This is a genomic window from Acetobacter tropicalis (assembly GCF_001580915.1).
In the GTDB taxonomy this organism is placed as follows: domain Bacteria; phylum Pseudomonadota; class Alphaproteobacteria; order Acetobacterales; family Acetobacteraceae; genus Acetobacter; species Acetobacter tropicalis.
On the sequence record NZ_LHZQ01000204.1, the window covers coordinates 22,813 to 45,662 of the forward strand.

Annotated in this window: 17 protein-coding genes, 1 pseudogene and 1 riboswitch; of the genes and pseudogenes, 9 read left to right on the top strand and 9 right to left on the bottom strand. The window is 52.7% G+C overall.

What is annotated here, in order from left to right; genetic code table 11:
• Positions 1-8: 8 nt before the first annotated feature.
• Both AD944_RS17710 and AD944_RS16365 read left to right on the top strand, forming a co-directional pair.
• Complete coding sequence (locus tag AD944_RS17710) at positions 9-209, top strand: helix-turn-helix domain-containing protein (RefSeq protein ID WP_082741333.1); 201 nt, start codon at positions 9-11, stop codon at positions 207-209.
• A 383-nt stretch (positions 210-592) separates the two neighbouring features.
• Positions 593-1,158 (top strand): annotated as a pseudogene (locus AD944_RS16365) (IS5 family transposase); the annotation flags it as partial.
• A gap of 125 nt (positions 1,159-1,283) precedes the next feature.
• Here the strand turns inward: AD944_RS16365 and AD944_RS08400 are convergent.
• The gene (locus tag AD944_RS08400; RefSeq protein WP_045543472.1) at positions 1,284-3,659 is read right to left on the bottom strand and encodes a heavy metal translocating P-type ATPase; all 2,376 of its coding nucleotides are present in this window, start codon (positions 3,657-3,659) and stop codon (positions 1,284-1,286) included.
• A gap of 370 nt (positions 3,660-4,029) precedes the next feature.
• On the opposite strand from AD944_RS08400, the gene AD944_RS08405 reads away from it, so the two are divergent.
• Positions 4,030-4,377: a metal-sensitive transcriptional regulator gene (locus AD944_RS08405; RefSeq protein ID WP_045543471.1), complete on the top strand. Its 348-nt coding sequence runs from the start codon at positions 4,030-4,032 to the stop codon at positions 4,375-4,377.
• A gap of 265 nt (positions 4,378-4,642) precedes the next feature.
• Here AD944_RS08405 and AD944_RS08410 read toward each other — a convergent pair whose 3' ends face one another.
• The 5 genes from AD944_RS08410 to AD944_RS08430 all read right to left on the bottom strand — a co-directional run bounded on the left by AD944_RS08410 (position 4,643) and on the right by AD944_RS08430 (position 9,138).
• Positions 4,643-4,957, bottom strand: coding sequence for a hypothetical protein (locus AD944_RS08410; RefSeq protein ID WP_052427282.1), 315 nt, complete (start codon positions 4,955-4,957; stop codon positions 4,643-4,645).
• A 28-nt stretch (positions 4,958-4,985) separates the two neighbouring features.
• Positions 4,986-5,726, bottom strand: a complete 741-nt coding sequence (locus AD944_RS08415) for a copper resistance protein B (protein ID WP_373317141.1) — start codon at positions 5,724-5,726, stop codon at positions 4,986-4,988.
• A gap of 35 nt (positions 5,727-5,761) precedes the next feature.
• Positions 5,762-7,546, bottom strand: coding sequence for a copper resistance system multicopper oxidase (locus tag AD944_RS08420; RefSeq protein ID WP_045543469.1), 1,785 nt, complete (start codon positions 7,544-7,546; stop codon positions 5,762-5,764).
• A 78-nt stretch (positions 7,547-7,624) separates the two neighbouring features.
• A complete protein-coding gene (locus tag AD944_RS08425) occupies positions 7,625-7,999 on the bottom strand; it encodes a hypothetical protein (RefSeq protein ID WP_145912933.1) in 375 nt (124 codons plus the stop codon).
• A 239-nt stretch (positions 8,000-8,238) separates the two neighbouring features.
• Positions 8,239-9,138, bottom strand: coding sequence for a S1/P1 nuclease (locus AD944_RS08430; protein WP_052427280.1), 900 nt, complete (start codon positions 9,136-9,138; stop codon positions 8,239-8,241).
• Between the two features lie 244 nt (positions 9,139-9,382).
• Here AD944_RS08430 and AD944_RS08435 point away from each other — a divergent pair, with 244 nt between their 5' ends.
• Positions 9,383-11,884, top strand: coding sequence for a TonB-dependent receptor (locus tag AD944_RS08435; protein WP_045543468.1), 2,502 nt, complete (start codon positions 9,383-9,385; stop codon positions 11,882-11,884).
• A gap of 47 nt (positions 11,885-11,931) precedes the next feature.
• A complete protein-coding gene (locus tag AD944_RS08440) occupies positions 11,932-14,028 on the top strand; it encodes a phosphocholine-specific phospholipase C (RefSeq protein WP_236709318.1) in 2,097 nt (698 codons plus the stop codon).
• A gap of 277 nt (positions 14,029-14,305) precedes the next feature.
• On the opposite strand, the gene AD944_RS08445 is transcribed toward AD944_RS08440, so the two are convergent.
• From AD944_RS08445 to zigA, 3 genes are all read right to left on the bottom strand, one after another.
• Positions 14,306-15,829, bottom strand: coding sequence for an adenosine deaminase family protein (locus tag AD944_RS08445; protein ID WP_045543467.1), 1,524 nt, complete (start codon positions 15,827-15,829; stop codon positions 14,306-14,308).
• Between the two features lie 173 nt (positions 15,830-16,002).
• Positions 16,003-16,404 carry a DUF6525 family protein gene (locus AD944_RS08450; RefSeq protein ID WP_045543466.1) on the bottom strand — a complete coding sequence of 134 codons (402 nt, stop codon included), beginning with the start codon at positions 16,402-16,404 and terminating at the stop codon, positions 16,003-16,005.
• A gap of 11 nt (positions 16,405-16,415) precedes the next feature.
• Entirely contained in the window at positions 16,416-17,630 is a 1,215-nt protein-coding gene (zigA, locus tag AD944_RS08455; RefSeq protein ID WP_045543465.1) for a zinc metallochaperone GTPase ZigA, read from the bottom strand.
• A 144-nt stretch (positions 17,631-17,774) separates the two neighbouring features.
• Positions 17,775-17,999: riboswitch (cobalamin riboswitch) on the top strand.
• Between the two features lie 126 nt (positions 18,000-18,125).
• Here zigA and AD944_RS08460 point away from each other — a divergent pair.
• The 4 genes from AD944_RS08460 to AD944_RS08475 are packed head-to-tail and all read left to right on the top strand — an operon-like array spanning position 18,126 to position 22,850.
• Positions 18,126-20,213 carry a TonB-dependent receptor plug domain-containing protein gene (locus AD944_RS08460; protein WP_373317142.1) on the top strand — a complete coding sequence of 696 codons (2,088 nt, stop codon included), beginning with the start codon at positions 18,126-18,128 and terminating at the stop codon, positions 20,211-20,213.
• Positions 20,213-21,061 carry an ABC transporter substrate-binding protein gene (locus AD944_RS08465; RefSeq protein WP_045543462.1) on the top strand — a complete coding sequence of 283 codons (849 nt, stop codon included), beginning with the start codon at positions 20,213-20,215 and terminating at the stop codon, positions 21,059-21,061. Before AD944_RS08460 ends, AD944_RS08465 begins: the two co-directional genes overlap by 1 nt.
• Complete coding sequence (locus tag AD944_RS08470; protein ID WP_045543461.1) at positions 21,058-22,062, top strand: FecCD family ABC transporter permease; 1,005 nt, start codon at positions 21,058-21,060, stop codon at positions 22,060-22,062. Before AD944_RS08465 ends, AD944_RS08470 begins: the two co-directional genes overlap by 4 nt.
• Positions 22,062-22,850, top strand: a complete 789-nt coding sequence (locus AD944_RS08475; RefSeq protein ID WP_045543460.1) for an ABC transporter ATP-binding protein — start codon at positions 22,062-22,064, stop codon at positions 22,848-22,850. Before AD944_RS08470 ends, AD944_RS08475 begins: the two co-directional genes overlap by 1 nt.

Below are 22,850 nucleotides of genomic sequence, written 5' to 3' on the forward strand. Positions count from 1 at the left end.
TCGTATGAGTGAGCATCTTTCTCGCAACGGTCGAGGCTGGAGGTTTCGCCCCAGCCGCTGAATGTTTGGGACTCTCGCGCTCCGCCGTGGCGAAAATAATTGGTCGCATTGAGCATCTACTGGGCGTAAAATTGTTCAATCGAACGGCCCATCGCAACAGTTTGACGGAAGAGAGGCATTTACTACGAACGGTGTGTTCGTGCCCTTGAAGAACTTCGAGCTGGTGAATCTATGCTGGAGTTCGGAGGCTTTAATGTCAAATGTAGATTGAAAGTTCCAATGTCGGCGTCGTTCGGTAGGCATTGTGTGGCGCCATTACTGCTCGATTTGGCAGAGAAATATCAAAACCTGAATTTGGATCTTCGTTTCTCCGATACATACCATGATTTTGTTGCCCAACGATATGACCTGGCTATTCATAGCGGCTCAGTTTAGGAGGCCGATAATTTTCTAAATGTACGTAAATTTTCTGCTCATAGATAGGTACTATGCTGCGCGCCTTCTTACGTTGTTCGATGTCGTCAACTTCATGATATTGAAGACACTCAACACCATGAGGCTTTGGTTTATGTAAGAAATGAACAGCCTGATTTATGGAAATGTCGTGACGCTCTACAACCGTTGGAAGCGTTGGGGCGACATGGGCATTTTCATGCGGATGATGGATGGCCTGTCTGCCGCGAAGGCTGAGCCTCAGACTATTATGATTGATGCGACCTATCTCAGGGCACACCGCACGGCTTCAAGCCTGCGGTTAAAAAAGGGGATCCAGGCCGCCTGATCGGACGCACTAAAGGGGGCATGAACACCAAGCTGCATGCGGTCACCGATCAGAACGGACGACCGCTGAGCTTCTTTATGACAGCCGGACAGATCAGTGATTACACCGGAGCCTCTGCTCTGCTGGACAGCCTTCCCATGCCACAGTGGTTGCTGGCGGATCGGGGTGATGATGCTGACTGGTTCCGGGATGCCCTGGAGGAAAAAGGGATCAGGCCCAGCATTCCGGGAAGAAGATCCCGCGGAAAACCAGTCAAACAGGACAAGCGAAAATACAAAAGACGCAACCGTATCGAAATCATGTTTGACCGCCTCAAGGACTGGCGTCGGGTCGCAACACGCTCTGATAGGTGCCCGACCGTCATCTTCTGGCTATGAGGCCTGAGCCTAAGGTAGTTCAGTCATTTTAATTATGAGAACATATTCTCTTTAATTACAAACATGATTTTTAATTAATATATATTATAATATTATTTGATTATGAAAAGGTTTTTGTTGATCCTCTACTTATAGCTAGATGACGGTTTCCAGTGATTCAGGAGTAAGGCATTGGTCACCACTGACACAGAGCTCATAGCCATCGCAGCGCCTGCGATAATGGGGTTGAGCAGACCGAATGCAGCGAGAGGGACCCCCAAGGTGTTATAGACAAAAGCGAAGAAAAGATTTTGCCTGACTTTGGCAAGTGTTGCCTGTGAGAGTGAGAGTGCATCCAGCACTCCAGCCAGATTATTTCTCATCAAGACAATGTCTGCTGTATCTCGTGCAATATCTGCTCCCGTTCCAATTGCAAAACTGACATCGGCGGCGGCAAGGGCAGGTGCATCATTGATGCCGTCTCCTACCATGCCGACACAGTGCCCGGATGCGTGAAATTTCTTTACAGCATCGGCTTTTCCCTCAGGCAGGACTGCAGCCATATAGTTCTCTATGCCGGCCTGCTGAGCGACCACCCGCGCTGTACGCTCATTATCACCTGTCAGCATAACAACTGTTATCCCAGCTTTTTTCAGGGCTTTAACGGTAGAAACGGCATCGGGACGAAGATGATCAGATAGAGCGATAAACCCGAGAAACTGCTCACCTTTTCCCACGCCAACAACAGTTTTTCCTTCCTCTTCCAGATTGGAGATAAGCGTATCATTTTCTATAAAACCATTCTTTTTCAGGAAATTTGGAGATCCAAGATAAGCGGAAAAACCATCCACCTGACCGATAACCCCCATGCCAGGAATGGCGTTTACACTCTTTGCAAGGGGAGCTTTTATTCCTTTTGAGTCCGCATATTCCACAATGGCACGAGCAAGAGGATGTTCAGAGCCTGCTTCTAGTGCAGACGCTACAGAAAGGAGGTCTTCCTGTCTGACGCCCGCTGCCGAAATGACATCACTGACTGTCGGTTTCCCTTGTGTCAGAGTTCCTGTCTTATCAACAATCAGAGTGGTCAGTTTTTGTGCCTGTTCAAGAGCATCTGCATTTCGGAAGAGAATGCCTGCCCGCGCTCCCAGTCCTGTACCTACCATAATGGCTGTGGGGGTTGCCAAGCCTAGGGAGCAGGGACACGCAATGACAAGAACAGATACAGTCGATATCAAACTCCATGTTATATTGCCTGTAATGCCCCACCCAATCAGAAACGTTATGGCTGCAATAACAATAATCGCAGGCACAAAAATTCCAGATACCTTGTCAGCCAGCCGTTGAACACTTGCTTTTGAGCCCTGCGCCTGCTCAACCATTTTGACTATATGCGCGAGCGCCGTATTGGTTCCAACCCCGGTAGTTTTCACGCGTAACATGCCGTTGGCGTTCATGGTTCCACCAAAAACCTGATCTGTTTTCTGCTTTAAAACAGGAACGCTCTCACCTGTCAGCATGGCTTCATTGACATCAGAAGCGCCTTCAAGAACTATTCCGTCAACAGGGACAGTTTCACCAGGCCGCACAATAAAAATATCGCCAATGGAGACATCCGCTACAGGACGATCAGATATACCTCCATTGCTTTCTATATGAGCAATCTGAGGTTGAAGTTGCAGCAGGCTTTCCAATCCTGCTCCTGTTTGACGTCTGGCGCGCATCTCCATTAACTTGCCAAGAGAAATCAGGGTGATGATGGAAACGCTGGTTTCAAAATAAAGGGGCAGGTCTAGTTTGAGTAATACGACAGCCAGGCTGAAAAAATAGGCGATGCTGGTTCCTAAAACGACCAGAACATCCATATTGGCCGCGCCACCACGGAGCGCGTTCCATGCCTGTCTGTAAAACCGTCCACCGCAGAAAAACTGTACTGGGGTCGCTAACACCAGTTGTAACCACCCCGGCATCATCCCAATGTGACTGAAAAACATTGTGATCATTTGAACAAAGAAGGGGATGGAAAAAGCTGCGGTCAAAAGGAAATGATTACGTTCCTTAAGCCATGCTTCTTCGCGCTGTGCACGCAGGCTTTCTGGCTTTTCTTCTTGGAAAGGAAAGGAGCCATAACCGGCTTTCTCAATGGCAGCCACAAAATTTTCTGGGGTGGCAACGCCTGGTACAAAGTGGATAAGGGCCTGCTCTGTTGCGAAGTTAACAGTTGCCTGTGTGGCGGGGAGTCTGTTGAGAATTTTTTCGATACGAGTGGCGCAGGCCGAGCAGGTCATGCCTGTTAGAGACAAGGTCAGGCTTTGTTGCTCGACTGTGAAGCCTGCCTTGCGGATAGCATCAATAATCGTGTTGAGGGGGGGGGCGGAGGCATCAAGCTGGAGCTGAACTTTTTCGGAGGCAAGATTGACGGTCGCCTCTACTCCTTTAAGGCGATTAAGAATTTTTTCGATACGGGCAGCGCAGGCGGCGCATGTCATGCCTCCAACGGAAAAACTGACGGCGTTTGACATGTTTATCGCTCCTCAAGAACGTCTTGCTTGATTATACCCCATACCGGTATTTTCAACATATCATAGTTGGTCTGTTTGGCGAGAGAAGAGTCTCCGCATCTTCCAACGTCTTATTCTTGAAGCAGAAGGGGGAGCGGACAGTTTCCTTCAGAAACATCTTGGCGGATGTGAAAAGGGTGTGAGGAGAATGGACATGCAGGCTCTAGTAACTCTATGAGGAGGTCTGAAAGGCAAATGATCTAAACTTCCGTTTTCTTGGATATCTGATCTATGCCGTAAATTAAGTGTGGGTGTGTATTAAGCACAGAGATATTCTGATAAATCAGATAGAGGAATCTGATACACATACCGGGCAACTGACGGGAAAACCATGAAAACGGCGCAGAAGGAATCTGCTTTTTCAGCAGCATGTGAAGCATGTGCTCCTCCAGAGAGCGTGGCAGATAAACGGGTGCAACAGCCTGGGAAAAAAGCCCTTATCAACCGTTTGCGCCGGATAGAGGGCCAGATTGGTGGCGTTCTGAGTATGGTAGAGGATGATCGCTACTGCGTGGACATCCTGATGCAGATATCCGCAGTGAAATCAGCTCTGGATGGTGTCGCAATTCAGATTTTATCGACCCATGCTAATGGGTGTGTGCGTAAGGCTGTGAAAGAAGATGATGGAGATGAAGCAATAGAAGAATTGCTTGGTGTTATTCGTAAAATGATACGGTAATACAAGAAGAACAGGTAGAAAAATCCTTCTTGATCGGTCACAGCAGGATCATAACTATTGAAATTGCTCGTGAGGTAAAAACTCGGATAGAAGTTTTTCGAACCCTCCAGAAACATTGTTCTCAAAAATTTGAGAACAATGCAGAATATGAAGAAAAGATGCTGAACTGCCTGTTTTTTTGCTTCAGCAGCCCGTTCTCTTGCTTCTCTTTGTTTTATCAGCAAAGCGCAGACCGATTATTTCTCAAACACTCAAACAAGAGTGTCTAACGATCCAAAGTTTCTGAAGGAGGAGAGAGGGGCTGCCCCATATCCATTTTCTGACATTCTTTTTCTTCTTGTTGCATTTTAGAAGGGAGAGTTTGTCCCTGCTTTCGCAACAAATCAATTTTATCACACAACGCCATCTGCTGATCCATGGTGAGGTGGGGCATATCAGTCGGAAGCGATGGTTTTTCCTGCGCACGATCCTGATTTGCCTTTGAGACAGGTAGAGTGTGAAGAGATCTTTGAGGATGTGGCTCTGCGTGAGCTACATTTATGAAAAAAGACGTAACAATAGATATGGAAAGAGAAAGCATAACACAAAATCCTGAGAAAAATGAGAGATTAGAACCAGCTGCGTATTCCAAAAGTAAACCTTAGGGAGCCGGTTTCTTCTCCGTGATCGTGGGCAATTCTTCGGGCCTGAGTGAGATAACCCGCATAGGTAAAGGCGATGTAAGGCGCAAATTTTCGCCAGAGTTCATAACGAAGTCTCAATCCTGTATCCACATCGGAAAGGCCAGCGCCAACGCGCCTGCCTGTGTCGGATTTGGTGTAGAGGTTCAGTTCTGCCTGAGGTTGTAAAATCAGACGGTTGGTTAATAGAAAATCGTAAGAGCCTTCAAAGCGGGCAGCAAAGCGTCCTCTATCACTGACATAAGCGGTAGCCTGCACTTCAAACTGATAAAGGGCTAAGCCTTGTATGCCCAATGCCCCCCATGTGCGTGTGGGGCCATCATCAATGTCTGCCCGAATGCCACCTTGAACATCAAAGTATGTTGAAATTGCCCGACTATATAAAAGTTCATGGTCTCCATCGTGCAGGCGTCCCCGTTCCAGGGTTCCTTCGGTTTTCAGCCAGAGCTTATTATAATCCGATCCATACCAGGCCTCACCATCCCAACGGAAATCCGTTCCCCGCGCAGCGTAGCGGCCTTCGAATTCGTCCAGAATGCCATGGAAATAACGGCCCTGATCCATAACAGGGGAGATGTGCCCAAGCGAAACCACGGGAATTTCAGAAGGCGCATCCGCTGCATGATACTCTTTTGGGGCTGCCCATGAACTGGTTGTGCCTGTCAGCATGCAGGCCGAAACAGTTGCAAGCCACAAAATCTGTTTCATTCCACAATCACCGTGCGAAACATGCCTAGATCCATATGCAGCATAAGGTGGCAGTGATACGCCCATGTGCCTGCCACATCAGCCGTAACCAGATAGCTCAGGCGGGAACCCGGTTGCGCGATAATGGTGTGCTTGTAAGGGCGGAACACGCCTTGTCCGTTTTCCAGTTCGCTCCACAACCCATGGAGGTGAATGGGGTGCTCCATCATGGTATCGTTAATCAGGGTGAAGCGGACACGCTCACCTTTTTTGAGGCGGATAGGCCCGGATTCTGAATATTTACGCCCATTGAAACCCCAGATGTAGCGCTCCATATTGCCTGTTAGATGCAGGATGATTTCGCGTGTTGGGGGGCGTGGGTCTGCACCCGGTCGCGTTGCCCGTAACTGTTTGTAAGTGAGAACGCGCCGACCGTTATGTTCCAGTCCATCTCCGGGGCTATCTAACCGATCAATCGGCATAATGGCCACGTTCTGGTTTTCCACATTCAGCGGCGGCGGACCGGGGTCATCCACTTCCAGAGGTGGTGCGGGCATGGAGCCCATATGATGCATATGGGCTGAGCCCATTTCAGGCATATCCATGCTAGCCATATCGTGCTCAGGCATGGACATATCCCCCATAGTCTCGCCGGGTCTCATGGTTCCCATACCCATGTCGATCATGGTGCGCACAGGGCGCGGGTCCATGGGCGGAATGGTACCAATCATGCCGGGGCGTGGGGCAAGAGTGCCACGTGCATAGCCTGTGCGGTCCTCACTCTGTGCAAAAATGGTGTAGGCCTGATTATCCTGCGGGCACACAATCACATCATATGTTTCCGCCACGCCAATGCGGAATTCATCCACGGGCACCGGCTCTACATCGTTCCCGTCAGCCTGCACGACAAGCATTTCCAGACCGGGAATACGCACATCAAACAGCGTCATGGAGGAGGCATTTATGAAGCGCAGCCGAACCCGTTCACCGGGGCGGAACAGGCCGTTCCAGTTCATATCCGGGGCATGGCCATTCAGGAGATAGGTATAGATAACGCCGCTTACATCAGAGATATCTGTGGCAGCCATACGCATGCGGGACCATGCAAGCCGGTCCTTGAGAGCTGCCCATGCACCTTTGGCGGCGCGGGCATCCTGCGGAAAGGAGGCTGCCGTGCGTTGCCTGAATGTATAATAGTCATCCTGCATCTTGAGATTGCTGATCATGTCCATGGGGGACACATCTGTCCATTCGGACAGAACAATCACATAATCCCGTTCACAGTAGTTGGGGTCAGGGTGGGCAGGGTCAATCACAATGGCCCCGTATAGTCCCTGTGCTTCTTGCATGCCGGAATGGCTGTGGTACCAGTAGGTTCCACTTTGATGCACGCGAAACCGATAGGTAAACGTGTCTCCCGGTTTGATGCCATCAAAGCTCAGGCCGGGTACGCCATCCATATCAGAGGGCACACGGATGCCGTGCCAATGGATGGAAGTGTCCTCATGCTTCAGGGTGTTGGTAACAGAGACGGAAACAGTGTCTCCTTGTTTCCATCGCAGAATAGGGCCTGGAACCGCATTCCCGATACAGGGCGCATTCAGGCTTTTATGGTCAATGGTCGTGCGGGTGTGGCCAACAGTCAGGTTCCATAGGGAGGAGGCTTGCGCAGGCAAAATGCCAGATGCGCTGGCCATGGCTGAAGCCTGATGCGGTAGTGTTGCCACCACACCTCCAGCACCCAACCCCTGAATAAACCGACGACGAGTCACCCCACTTCGTTGAGAGAACGAAATGGACATCAGAAAAATCCGAACAGGAAATGTACAACATCCTTTTTGTCCGTAAGGACCGCAGGACAGACTTTACATATCTGGCACTCAGAATGTGCGGATTTTGGGCGGGGGAAGCAGGGGAAGGCTGTCTGTTCCTATAAATCCAGCCGCTTTCTGAAACGCAAATGGCTGTCTGCTGATCACCGGATAATAGAGAGCCTTGGGAGACGAGGACGGCGGGGGAATGTCCGCTGCCGCGGTATGGGCGTCACAACATTTTTCATGATGGTGGACAGGTGGGGAATGTATGGAATGATGCATTCCGTTACATCCCGTCTCTGCTCTGTCATGGCAGTGAGCCACGACTATGCTGACCACATGCGCCTGTGCCTGAACGGGAGAAACGCCACCAAGCACTCCGATCTGCATGAGCAGGCACGCAAACAGACTGATTGCGATCCGGCCATACATCCTGACCATTTGGCGCTCCTTTTTAAACTGACACACCTCGTATCAATTTCAGTATACCCATGGGGGGCATATTGGAAAAGCTTTTATGTCGTGGAGAAAGGAGGCTCAGCATTTGCTCTCAGATTGTCAGGTGCGTGTGCTCACGAACAAAAGAAGAAAGACGCATGTTTGGCGTGTAGCTTGAGGTGCGGCACAGCTCCCTCTCGGGATTGTCCTTTCGGCTGGGCTGCGCCGCGCTTTGCGGATGATCAGGGTTTAGGCTGGCCGGTGGTGAGGGCGGCATTTAGAACAGAGGCAAGACGAACGCCCGCTTTCATAAGCTGCTCCCGGACAACAGTTTGGGCTGCTGCATCATATCCGGGGGGGAGGGTAATGGGAGCGCTGTCCTGAGAGCACCCGGCCGGGGTGTTCAGAATGTAGGCATATTGCTTGGCAAACGTGAAACTTTCTTGTGCCCAGTCTGCGGGTGTGCCCTGCTGCCACTTCTGTTTATCGTCATACGTAATCTGCATGAAGAGTTTGTCAGCCAGACTGGTGGGGTTGGGGTCAAGCTCGGAGACCAGCGCTGTATCCCAGTAGGAATGCAGGTTTGTGGTGCGGGGGCCCCCTAAAGCAATCCGCACACAATTTCCGCCTTTGTCATGATTATCCGCAGCATGCAGAGGTTGGTGAAGATCTCCTACAAAATGCACAATATATTTTAGAGCCAGAATACGCTCTGCCGTTGGGGTTGTTCGGTCAGCCAGTTCTTTTTCAAATTGAGGGAGTTTGTTGACCACACAGTCCTGAGCAGGGCCAGCGCTGGCTAGGCCGGTTTGCGCGGGAAAATTGTAGCACGCCTGTGCCAGATCAGGATGGTCCAGTTCGATATCAACAAAGTGCCATTCGCCAGTTTCCTTGTGTCCGGCCGCCCGCCAGGAATCAGCCCAGGTGGAACGGGACACAAAGTCCGGCGGGGTGAGGGTGTCTTTATCCTGGCTCAGGAGGCTGGTGATCGTGTTCCGCACATCGGGCGTCAGATAGTCCCAAGCAAGTGCAGCCACCACCTGATGGCCTTCTCGTCCCCAAGCCAAAGCTTGGCTGCTGGAGGCCGCCAGAGCCAGCATGACGCTTGCCGCGACAGAGAAAGAACGAGCACGTATTTTCATATAATGTTACTTTTCTGTAATTATTTTACTTCCTTCGAAAATGTAGTTGTTTTTAGGAATGGCAGCCATTAAAAAATGCCTTATCTCATTACGATAAAAAAACAAAATGTCAGTTTCTTAAAACCTGTGGGGGCGGTGCGTCCGGAGGAAATATGAAATTATTATGAATGTCTTCTATTAGTAAAACAACTGAATAAACTGCGCGGCAAGTTCCTCCCATATTCCTCACTGAAAGTAGGATTGAATGTCTTCCAAGCGGCACTTCTCAGTTCTTGCCTGCCTGATCTGTTCGACTGTTCTGTCGTCACCTCTCGTGGCGCTGGCTGACACAGTGTCTGAAAAGAAGGCTGCTGGTAGCACGGCCAAGGCCCAGCCCGCTAAGGAGACCAAGCCGTCTCAACAGAAGGCCGCTCTTCCAACCATGATGGGGCAAACCTCTCCAACAGATGAAAATGTGGAAGTGCGCGGCCACACGCGTGATCTGGGGGATGGGGATACGGGGCGTGCGTTTGGTGGGGGGCTCATGACGCCAACGGATTCTCCAAAATCTGTTTCTGCGGTCACCCGTGATTATATTGCCAAGCAGAACCCGGCCCTTAACCCGATGCAGTTGCTTCAGCTCCTGCCGGGTGCAAACGTTTCTGATACGGATCCTCTTGGTATGACGGGCGGCAATATGTCCGTCCGTGGCCTGACAGAATCCCAGATGGGCTTTACGCTGGAAGGCTTCCCTATCAATGATATCGGGAATTTTGCCGTCTATCCGCAGGAAATTGTTGATGCCGAAAACCTGAAGACCGTTCGGTTGGCGCAGGGATCTGCCGATCTGGATAGTCCGCATATCAGTGCGTCTGGCGGTGTGGTCGATATGTATATGATCGACCCCAAGAAGACCATGGGGGGGCATGTGGACATGACCTACGGCTCCTATAACGCAACGAGGGGCTTCGCTCGGTTTGATACGGGCTATATTGGGAACACCAACCTGCGTGCCTATTTCTCCTATTCGCAGGCGCGGCAGGACCACTGGCGCGGGCCCGGCTGGGAAAACAAGAAACACGGTGAAATGAAAATCGTGAATGACTGGGGCGATGGAAACCGTATTTCTCTTGCCGTAGTTGGAAACTCTTTGAAAAACAATGCTTACCCCAACGTTACGAAGGCAAGCTGGAACAAATGGGGAATTGGGTTTGATAACCCGGTGGGCAGCAGTGGACTGGTGAGTGGTGACCCGCCCAATACGGTCTATGAACGGCATTACGTGAAAGGGGATAGCAATTATTACAAAATGCGCCCTAATCCGTTCACCAATATCTATGCCTCAATGCCGTCCACTTTCAAGCTGACTGATCATCTGGTGCTGACCGAAACACCTTACTTCTGGTATGGTTACGGCAATGGTGGTGGCGCGTATTCCACAAACATGAGCCAGATGTCTTATGGCAGCCAGACGCTGCCGGGTTCCATAAACGGCCAGACTCCGTCAGGCAACGTGATGTTGTACAATCCATCCCTGACGGAAACCTATCGTCCGGGAGCGACAACAAAGTTGACATGGACTGCAGGCATCAACCGTTTGATGGTTGGATACTGGTTTGAGTATTCGAAGCAGCGCCAGACCTCTCCTTATAGCGAAGTGAGCAGTGATGGCACGCCGCTGAGCTTGTGGGGAGACAGCAATAATGTGGTGCTGAGCAACGGTCAGACCGCCCAGTATCGTAATACGTTAACCCAGACACAGGTTCACACGCCATTTATTGGCGATAGTCTTTCCCTTCTTCATGGCAAGCTGACACTTGATGCAGGTCTGAAATATTCCATCGTCAAGCGGCGGGGCACCAACTATCTGCCTGATGTTGGTCAGAAATACGTCAATACAAACTACTATCAAGCTCTGCCAACGGCGGCGATCCGGTACAAGATTGATACCCACAATCAGGTTTTTGTCTCTGTTGCTACCAATTATCGTATGCCGCAGAACTATGCGCTCTATGATTCAGGCACCTATCAGGCTGGCCGAGGGTACAGCACGCAGGCCAATCCTGACCAGAAGCCTGAAATCTCCATTTCGGAAGAAGTGGGTTGGCGTTATCAGGATGATCTGATTTCAAGCTCCGTGACCTATTTCCATTACAACTTCACCAACCGCCTGTTTACACAGACTCTGGTCAATGAACGGGGACAGACCTGGACAACCAACATCAACGGGGGTGGTGAACATTCTGATGGTGTGGATGCAGAAATCGGCACCCGTCCTTTCCACCATGTTCGGCCTTATGTTTCCTTTGAATATCTGCATGCGGTGACAGACAGCAATCTGCCGGTTTCCTCAGGTTCCATAACGGATTACATGCATACCAAAGGCAAGGCAGCGCCTCAGGCACCGGCATATCAGGTTGGTTTTGGCCTGGATTATGATGATGGACACCGCTTTGCCGGCTTCAACCTCAAATATGTCGCAAAGCAGTATTCCACCTTCATGAATGATGAGCACATTCCAGGGTATGTGCGCATGAATATCAATGTGGGCTACCGTCTACCAAAAATGGGTATTTTCAAAAGCCCGACCATTCGCCTGAATCTGCAAAACATCTCTAATGAGCGGTATCTGAGCTGGATCAATGGTACGCAGGTGAATGCAAAATCAACCATGGGGATTTTTGGAAATACAATCCGCGGAAGCTCGGCGACTTACAAAATTGCCTCACCGTTTGCGGCGATCGTAACCATCAGCAGTGATTTTTAAAGGAACTGGTCTCTTCCTCTCAGGCAGGGTATCATAACGGCCTTGTATTGACTGAGAGGAAAACCATGCCGGTTATCGGGCGTAGAGGGCTGCTGAAAAGTGGTGGTGGATTAGTTACGGCAGGCCTGCTGGCGTCCATAAACAGGGCGCTGGCCATTCCGGCGGAGCGGCGGAGTGGCACTCTTGAAGATGTAGAGCATATTGTGGTGCTCATGCAGGAAAACCGCTCCTTCGACCATTATTTCGGGCATCTGAGTGGGGTGCGAGGGGTGGCAGACCGTCATCCCGTTCGCTCTCCAGATGGCGCGCCTGTCTGGTCTCAGTGGCGCCAAAAAGCAGGGGAAGGGCGGATCATGCCCTTCCAGTTGCGCACCCATGTAACCAGTGCGCAGTGCGTGCTTGACCTTGATCATAACTGGAAGCCCACTCACGCGGCAATCAATGCTGGATGGAATGATCAATGGCCCCGGCATAAAACCGACATGACCATGGGCTACTATACGCGCGAAGACATTCCATATCATTACGCGCTGGCAGATGCCTTTACGGTCTGTGACCACTATTTCTGCTCGACCCCTACGCAAACGCATCCTAACCGTTTTTACCTCATGACCGGTACGGTTGATGCGGATGGAGTGGGTGGCGGCCCGGTTCTGGATAATGTGGACTGGGTGGACCGTGCGTTTTACCCTGAAGTGCCGGGCCCCTTTAGCTGGACAACCTATCCGGAGCGGCTGGAAGCGGCCGGTGTCAGTTGGCAGGTTTATCAGCAGGGGCTTTCTCCTTCCGATGTAGAGAACGGAAACTTTGGTACCAATGTGCTGATGAATTTCCGTAATTATGTGGACGCGCCGGAGGGTTCGCCTCTGCATCAACGTGCCATGACAAAACGCACGCTGGATAATCTACGGCAGGATGTCATGGCGGATCGTCTGCCACAGGTTTCATGGCTACTGCCGCCTGCGGCTTATTCTGAACATCCGCGTTGGACGCCGGGTTACGGCGCAACTTATATTGCCAGAGTGCTGAATGCCCTGACAGCCAACCCGCAAGTGTGGGCCAAAACCGTTCTGCTTGTCATGTATGACGAAAATGACGGCTATTTTGATCACGTGCCTCCGCCACAGCCTCCAACACCCGTATTGCCCGGTAAAAGCACGGTAGAGACACGCGGTGAAATTCATGACCGGATTACACCGTATGAACCCAAACGTTATACAGCAGATATGTTGCCGTATGGGTTGGGACCGCGTGTTCCCATGCTGGCGCTTTCTCCATGGAGCACGGGTGGTTTTGTGTGCTCGGAAGTATTTGATCACACGTCTGTTCTCCGCTTTATTGAAGCTCGTTTTGGCGTGCGTGAGGAAAACATCACCCCATGGCGTCGCTCTATTTGCGGTGACCTGACAAGCGCGTTTGATTTTTCACGCAATCAGGGCCTCAAGGGTGGGTTGCCGGATACAGCGGATTACAAGCAGCAGGTTGATCAGTCCTGTAAACTGCCAGACCCGGCAGTGCCGGTGCAAAGCAGCCTTTCTGATATTGGAGAGCAGGAACCCGGGCGCCGTCCTGCCCGTGCGCTTCCGTATGTTCTTGCTGTTAATGAAGTGGATGGCCCCGCTGGTAGCCTGACACTTCAGTTTGAAAACTATGGAACAACAGGGGCATGTTTTTACGTCTATCAGGACAAGACCAGCGAAAAGCCGCGTCGTTACACGGTGGGAGCTGGAGCTTCTCTTCAGGATGAATGGCGTGAGGCTGAGGGCTATGAGCTTCGCTTGACGGTTATTGGTCCCAATGGGTTTGCGCGTTATTTCCACCGTCCGGGCCGGACGGCGGTGCGTGTAACCGCTCAGGAAAATACCCACACCGGCGGCCTGACACTCGCATTTTCCAACCGAACTCACCGCCCGCAAACGCTCCATCTGCATGACAATGCTTACGGTCAACCGCAGCAAACTGTGGTGGTGCCTGCCAATGGCGTGTCCCACACAGTGCTCACGCTTGCCAAGAGTGATCAGTGGTATGATGTTAGCGTGCGTGTAGCATCTGAACCCAAAACAGAGAGCCGCTTTGCAGGCCATGTGGAAACAGGCAAGCCGAGCAGAACAGACCCGGCGCTGGGAAAGCCTGTTCTGCAATAAACAATTCTCAGAGCATAGAGCTCCAAGAAAACACTTTTCTTCTGAGATAAAGAGAGGCCGTGCCAAAAATTTTTGCACGGCCTGTTTTGTGCCTGTGTTTTCAAGAAGAGGGAGCAGCCACTGATATGCTTTTGGTGGTCAATTTTTACCAGCCCCGCCAGCCGGAGCAGGCTTTCTGGCCGGTAGGTGCCGGAGCAAGCTTAAAACCTGTGCGGCAAGACCCACGGGCCACGGCTTCAGGGATGAAAACCGTAGCTCTTTTTTCTACAGCGCCGTTTCAGTTAGCAAGAAGCGTGTTATGTGCAGTGTCTGCTTCAAACTGCTTGAAATTATTCTCAAGCACCATTTGTAAACGGGCTTTTTCGCTCGTGGCCAGAAAAGAACGGCATTGTGAGGTTTCTGAAGCACGGCAGGCTGAAACAATATACCCATCCTGCCACAGGCTTGCCCCGGGAATGAAGGAATAGATTAATCCATTGCGGGAAAGCTGCTTCAGTTCCTGATATGTCAGTGGCCATGTTGTGGCGGCGCGTAGATATTCCTGCGTCAGGTCTCCACGGGATACCCCTTCATCATCCGTGGAAAGGGCAACAGGAACACCGGCCCGACGATACAAGGTAAAGGGATGAGCCTTGCCTTTGATATTGAGAATAACATCATTGCTGGTCAGGTTGATTTCTACCATCACCTTTTTCTGCGCCATTTCCTTCAAAAGGCCCGTGGCATCATTTTCCCACATGATATCTACCCCGTGTCCGATACGGCGGGCACCGGCTACCTCTATGGCGGAGCGAATATGGTGTGTCAGGCCTTCCGGCGGTACAAGGCCCGGTGTTAGTTCGCCAGCATGCAGGCTGAGTTTTACGTCCGGGTAGACAGCGTTTAACGCCTGAAACATGCGCATATGCTGGTCATAATCGCGCATGGCAATGGGGTCATCTTCCGGGCAGACAAAATTGACGCCCACAAAGCGGGGATCTGTATGGGCCATTTCATAGCCTGCATACAACTGTGCAAACACGGCAGCGGGAGCAACGGTGCGTAAGGTCTGGTAAAGATAATGCACTGTCACAGCACAACCGGGGTGAGCCTGCGGCGTACCGCAGTGCAGCACGTGTTGGGCCTGCTGTTCCATGTCGTCTGTTTCATGGCGGGCTTGGGCAACCAGTTTGGGAAGGTCTGCCTGAAGGGTTTTCATGGCCTGCTCATAATTCTCACCATGAAGAGGATGGGCGTTTCCGCTCGCAATCATACCGCCCAGGCCGGGTGAGATCATCAGTTCCACATACGTGATGTGATCTTGCGCAGCGCGGTCAAGCGCTTCCGCCAGACTGTCCCCGGCATGTTTTTCGGTTGCGGGGCCAAAACCTGCAAAGCTTGCAAAGAAATGGTCATGGCCTGACCGATCATTGGCCGTAGGCACAAAATCCCGCATGGAAAGGGCATCAATCATGCGGTTTTCGGATGTTTCATCAGAGGGGAGGTCTGTTGCCGGTTTTTCGCCTTTTGCCGGGGTGGAGGTGCATGCACGGGGCAAGATTGTGCCCTGTTCAACTGAAACACACAGCCCATCCTGCGCGGCCCATTTCAGATAACTTTCCGCATAAATGGCACCCACGAGATGGTTATGAAGGTCCGCTCCTTTGGGGAACTGGCGCATGAACACAGCAAGCCGCACGGGGTCTGTTTGCAGGGTGCTGAACATATGGGCCGTTTTCTGCTCGTCAGACGTTGCAGCCTGACAGAGGGAAAACGGCGTTGTCAGAACAGCGCAGGCCAGTAACAAGGAACGTAAAAACATACAGAAACACCATCCGGTAGAGACGTGGTTTATAGTTCCTGCGTAACAGAAACCATTCCACTCACATATCGGATTTATACATAAAAACAGGGGGCTCTCAAAACCCTGCACCACGCTTGAAGCTGAGGGTGAGAGAGTGTGGAAGCCTGCCTGATCAGAGAGTTCCTTTACCGTTAAGGCATGGCCGGTGCGGTATAGCGCAGAATACTGGCAACAGCGGCATCATGCGGCAGAGGGGTGCCGTAGCTGTTGTGGTAGCGCGTGGCAAAGGCGTCCCGCTCAAGCCGCTCACAATAGTCCAGATACCGGATAAGGGCCCGTTCCGCTCTGCGGTTGGGGCCATGCACCCGTTTATAATGTCGCCACAGGATCAGTGCATTAACGGACCACGCGTCATACGCATGTTCCCTTAGCCTCTGGCGAATGGACGGTGGCAGTTGTTCAAAGGCGGACCATTCATCGCCCGCATGCCGGTGCCAGATTTCATGACGCAGCGTGCGCTCGTTTGAGGGGGGAGTAATCTGTCCTTCCGAGTTGGATCTGTGGGGGTGGTGGGTAAACTGATACGCCGACATGCCACCCTCCGTTATGCTGCTTCTCGCCGCCAGACGGGAAAGGGGTCTGGCAGGTGGGCATAGCGTTCAGGGTCAAAGCGGCCAGTGCCATCCTCTGGCGTCAGGCAGGCGTCCAATGCGGCGCGTAGCGCGCTTTCATCCATGTCCTGCGTACCAATGAACACAATTTCCTGTCGCCGGTCTCCAAACACAGGGTCCCACTTGCTCAGTACAAAATCGCGCCACTGGTCAGTTTCCGGCCACTGGCTTTTGGGAATGGCCGCCCACCACAAGCCAATGGCCTGATTGCGTACCAGTGCGCCCGCTTGTCCAAGTTCCCCTACCCAGTCCGGGCGCGTGGCCAGCCAGAAATGCCCCTTGGCGCGCACTACGCCCGGCCAGTTGGTATCCAGAAAAGTCTTGAATTTAGCGGGCACGAAGGGACGGCGAGCGCGATAGACAAAACTACGGATGCCGTATTCCTCGGTTTCCGGCGTGTGGTCTTTAAAGCCATAAAGCTCTTTGAACCATAGAGGATGCTGATGGGCTTTGTCATAATCAAACCGGCCCGTGTTCAGGACACGCTCAAGGGGAACCTTCCCCATGTCCGTTTCAATAACATCCGCATCAGGGTTCAGTGCCAGCACAATCTGGCGGGCTGCTTCTCCCTGCTCCGGCGTGGCGGTAGAGACCTTGTTGATGACCACCACATCTGCAAATTCAATCTGTTCGACCAACAGATCGACCAAGGCACGGTCATCTTCCTCGTCTGCGGTTTCACCGCGGTCTTTCAGGAAGTCGGTTGAGGCGTAATCGTTAAGCAGATTTACGGCATCCACCACAGTGACCATGGTGTCCAACCTTGCGCTATCGCTCAGGCTGTTGCCGTCTTCATCCCGGAATTCAAAGGTTGCGGCAACAGGCAGCGGCTCTGCAATGCCGGTTGATTCAATCAGCAGATAGTCAAATTTACCCTCTGCCGCCAGCCGATGAACTTCCTGCAATAGATCATCCCGCAAGGTGCAGCAGATGCACCCATTGGTCATTTCCACCAGTTTTTCATCAGTGCGGGAAAGATCGCCTCCGCCTTCTCGCACAAGATCAGCGTCAATATTCACTTCGCTCATGTCATTCACAATAACGGCGACCTTCCGGCCTTCCCGATTATTGAGAATATGGTTCAACACCGTCGTCTTTCCCGCCCCCAGAAAGCCGGAAAGGACGGTAACGGGCAGCAATGCGGGCATGGAGGGGCTCCCTGAAGCTGAGTTCAATAACGTGATAAATGTTACAATATAACATAACATTCAGTGCTCTTTCAATCGTGCGGAATGTTCTGGAAGCATGGGGGAGAAGACGGCTGTTTTCTTGACACTTCCTGCCTTTTGGCGGCATCAACCGGGCGTGATGGTTCTCTCCCTGTCAGGGAGCGATGTAAAAGGGAACCGGGTGCGGTCTGCCATGCAAGGCCAAAGCCTGGGCTGTCCCCGCAACTGTAAGCGGCATGTCCTGCACATACTGGCTGGTACGTCAGGCCACTGGGAGCCTCTCCTGGGAAGGTTGGTGCAGGATGACCTACCGCAAGCCAGGAAACCTGCCATCAGCCGGGGTTGCAGACGGGAAGTGCTGATCGGGGGGTGTCAGCAAAGTGACTGGACCAGGGGCACTCCTGACGTTTTCGGGGTGGTCAGGGTCGGGCTTTCTCTCGTGGCGACGTCTTTCTTACCGCGAGGCCTTTTTCTCTGATGTTCCGCAATGCTTTTCTCATCAGTTCCACTCTTCTCACGTTGTGGGGTAGTTCCGCGCTGGCGGCGGATGCGCCTGTTTCACCGCGGCTAAAAGCACAACCTGCCAAAAAACAGTCCGTCGCCACACCTACTCCGGTTTCTGTGCAGCCTGTTCCCAGCCAGCTCGTCTCCGAACTGATAACAGTCAGTGCTGCCAGAACGCCCACACGCACGGATGATATTGGCACGGCACTGACCATTGTTACGGAAGAACAGATGCTGACCCAGCAGCGCCGCACGTTGCCAGATATTCTGGCACGCCAGCCGGGGCTGAACGTGGTGCGCTCTGGCGGGTTTGGGGCCACAACGTCCATTTTGATGCGCGGTAATAACGCCAATGAAGTCAAGGTCCGGCTGGACGGCATGGACGTGAACGATGGCAGTTCAGCCAGCGGTATGTTCGATGCGGGTCAGTTTGTTACAGATGGTCTGGGCCGCATAGAAATTCTGCGCGGGCCACAAAGCGGTTTGTATGGTGCGGATGCCATGGCAGGCGTGATTGATATGACCACTGCGCAGGGGCAGGGGCGTTTCAAGCCGTTTGTGCGGATAGAAGGGGGGTCTTACGGCACCTTCAATCAGGTTATCGGCGCGCGCGGGAGCAAGGGGCGCTTCCACTACAATGTCGAACTCTCTCATTACCGGATGGAAGGGTTTCACGGCATTCCGCGTTATATTGACCGCTATTATGGGGCGACACGGGAGCAACGGCATAAAGGTAACCGTAACGACAACCGGTCTGCCACTATCCGTCTTGGGTATGATGTCACCCGAAATTTCGATCTGGGGCTGACTGCTCGCCTCATTCAAAGCAATTACCACACCTATTCCCTCTATGATCTGCAAAGCGAGGCCTACGGGGGAGGGAATGTGCGTGAGCAGAACAACATGAATGAGGCCGTGGTGCGCGGCACTGCGCATCTCGTGTCTTTTAATGGTTTTTTTGATCAGGTTATTGGACTTGGGTACATGACCAACCGTAACCGCTGGAATGAAACGGGCTTCTATGCCACCGGGCCGGATTATTACCGTTCAAGCCGCCTGAAAATTGACTGGCACGGTAAGTTTGATTTCAAGAAATACGGCACGCTCCTGATTGGTGCGGAGCATTTTCATGATACGTTTGATTCCAGCCATACGGCGGCCTCAGCGTATGATACCGGCTATCACACACAGGCTGGTATGGATACGACGGCAGGATATGGCCAGTATCAGGGCAGTTGGAACCATATTCTCTATGGTGCGGCTAACGTGCGGTATGATTCCAATTCCCGCTACGGGCATTATGTAACGTGGCGTGTTGCCCCTTCCATCCATGTGCCCGGCACAGGTACCATCATCAAAGCCAGCGCGGGTTCAGGCTTCCATGGGCCCACGTTGTATCAGCTTTTTTCCAGTCAGGTCGGTTCCAGCTATTCCCAGACGGGTAATCCGAACCTGCGGGCGGAAAGGCTGATCGGGTATGATGCTGGGGTGGAACAGAAACTGCTGGGGGATAAGCTGCATTTTGGCGCTATATGGTATGATAACCGCGTCAAAAACCTGATCCAGTCCACGGAAAATGTTCAGATGGTAGGGGGGTATCCCTATTATCAGTATTCCTATGGCAACGTGGCGCGCGCGCGTATGTATGGTGTGGAAGCTTTTCTTGACTGGAAGGCCCTCAAAACGTTGGACTTCAACCTGAATTATACCTGGACCCACGCACGGGATGTCAGCAGTGATCTGGCTTTGCAGCGTCGTCCGCAACACAAGTTCAACTTCAATACAACCTGGACCCCTATTCAGGATCTGATGTTCTCGGGGAATATCCTGTACGTCAGCGGGTGGCGTGATCTGCCGGTTATCGGGACATCCTATTGCAGCACCTGCGGCAAGGGGCACGGCTACTTCACCATAGATATTGCGGCCAATTACAAGATTAACCGCTATGTCAGCATTTTTGCGCGCGCCGACAATCTTCTTAACCGGCAGTATGAAGAGCCAATTGGTTATCTTCAGCCGGGCAGAGGGGGATATGGCGGTGTGACCCTGAGCTACTGATGCGGAGGTGGCTGCATCTGCTGGGGTTGTGTAGCCTGCTGGTGGCAGCGCTGCCTGCTCCGGCGCGGGCTGCCAAACGGATTGTATCCTTGAATCTTTGTACGGATCAGTTGGCTCTGATGTTGGCTGACCGGGCCGAGATTGTGGGGCTTAGTCCGCTGGTGCAGGATTGTTCTGGGTCGGTCTTGTGTCAAAAAGCACAGGATGTTCCGGTTCTGTCGTCAACGGCGGAAAATGTGATTGGTGCGCATCCGGATGTGGTGCTGGCAGGACAGTTCACGGCCCGCGTTGCCGTGAAAGCTGCGCGGGAGGTCGGAGCGAAGGTTCTTACTCTTCCACCGGCCTCTTCTCTGGTGGATATTCCAGTACAGATCATGCAGGTGGCACAGGCTGTTGGGCACCCTGAACGAGGCCAACAGATGGTGGATGCCTTCCTGAAAAGACTTGCGCTTCTCAGCATCTCACGTCAGGCGGAGGACCCCGTGGCCGCAGTGTATGAAGCAAATGGTTTTGTAGCAGGTGCGGGGTCTTTACCGGATGATGTGCTGGCGCATGCCGGGTTGCGTAATCTGTCAACGGTAGCTGGTATCACAGCGGCCGGACGCGTGCCGCTTGAAACATTGCTGGCTCAGCAACCTGACCTTCTGGTGCGAGACAGATCAGGGCAGGGCTATTCCCTTGCGCAAGCCATGTTGGATAATCCGGTGCTGAAACGCTTTTTTTCAGGAAAACACGTCGTGGATATTCCGGCCTCCCTCTGGCTTTGTGGTCTCCCCCAAACCTTGGATGCTGTCGCCCTTCTCCGGCACGCGCGGAATAACCTGAAGCAGACGGAGGACGCAGAATGAAAACGCGGGCCTTGGTTCTGAATGGCGTGCTGGCAGGCTGTATTGTAGGTCTTTCCGCATTGTCGCTGCTCTGGGGCGAGCATGCGTTTTCTTTCACACAGGCCTTGCTGGAGTGGCTGGCAGGGCAACACACGGCCGAGGCTGTCATTCTAGGCGAATTACGCTTGCCGCGTATGCTGCTTGCCATTCTAGTGGGGGGCACTTTGGGGCTTTCTGGTGCCGTGCTGCAAGGCTATCTGCGTAATCCGTTGGCAGACCCAGGCTTGCTAGGTGTGTCAGGCGGGGCGGCTTTGGGGGCGGTATGCGTATTTTATACAGGGCTCGCACAACTGGGTTTGGCCGTGCTGCCGCTTGGGGGGCTTACAGGTGCATTGGTGGCGGCTGTTCTGCTGGTCATGCTTGTCGGGCGGGGTGGGGCTCTTGTGCTGCTGCTTGCGGGCGCAGCACTCAGCAGCTTTACCGCTGCCTTAACGGCCATGGTGCTCAATCTGGTGCCAAGCCCTTATGCATCTTTTGAAATCATGCGCTGGCTTATGGGATCTCTGACAGATCGGACAGTATTGGACGTTCTGCTCGTGTTGCCCGGTGTTGGTATTGGGTGTGTGCTTATGGCTTCTTCCGCACGAGCACTTGATGCCCTGATCATGGGGGAGGATGTCGCGACAACGCTCGGTTTTCGCTTTAAGGGCGTAACGGGCGTGCAGATGCGGATCGTTATGGGGACGTCTCTGGCCGTTGGGTCGTGTGTTGCTGTATCGGGGGCTATTGGCTTTGTCGGGCTTGTTGTGCCGCATCTGTTGCGCGGGCTGGCAGGCCATCGGCCATCCCGTCTGTTACTGCCTGCTTTTCTGGGAGGTGCTACTCTTCTACTGGGGGCTGATATCGTGGTGCGTCTGGCTGCTACGCACAAGGAATTGCAGATTGGTGTTGTAACGGCATTGATCGGGGCTCCTGTGTTTTTTCACAGGGTGATTCAGTTCAGAAAACGCGGAGGGTTCTGATGCTGACCGTTACTGAACTCTCCTGTCGGCATGGCGAAAATACGCTGCTGCGTTCTGCTTCCGCCACTTTCCCTGCGGGGTGTGTCACCGGGCTTATCGGGCCGAATGGCGCGGGTAAAAGCACCTTGTTGCGTCTCATGGCGGGTTTGAGTGTACCGTCTTCTGGCACAGTCTTGGCGGAGGGACGGGCTCTTTCAACCCTGACAGCCCAGAAACGGGCGCGGATGCTGGCTTACATGCCGCAGGATATTCCTCCTTTTCCGCCCATGCCGGTGCGGGAAATCGCATCGTTGGGGCGGCTGCCTTATGGAGAGGGAGCCACCAGGGCTGAATATCACCCCGCTGTTGAGCGTGCTTTGGCGCTGACAGGATTGCAGGCTCTGGCTGGCCGCACGGCTGATCAACTTTCAGGAGGGGAGAGGGCGCGCCTTATGTTGGCGCGGGCGCTGAGCACGGAAACGCCAGTTCTGCTGGCGGATGAAGCTGTGGCGGCACTTGATCCTGCCCATGCACTTGCGGTCATGCATCTACTGCGTAATCTTGCGGCTGAAGGGCGTTGTATTGTGCTGGTAATCCATGATCTGCTATTGGCAACGCGTTTTTGTGATCAACTGGTGCTTATGAAGGACGGAGAAACCGTAACCAGTCTGCCACCATCAGATCTGAGGGAAAATATTTTACGGTCCGTTTATGGTGTTACCACCCGAAGGATAGAGCAGGGATGGGTTCCGTGGGATCTGGCAAAAACGCCTGCGGGAGAGCATTTTCACCAGATAGTTGGGACTTAG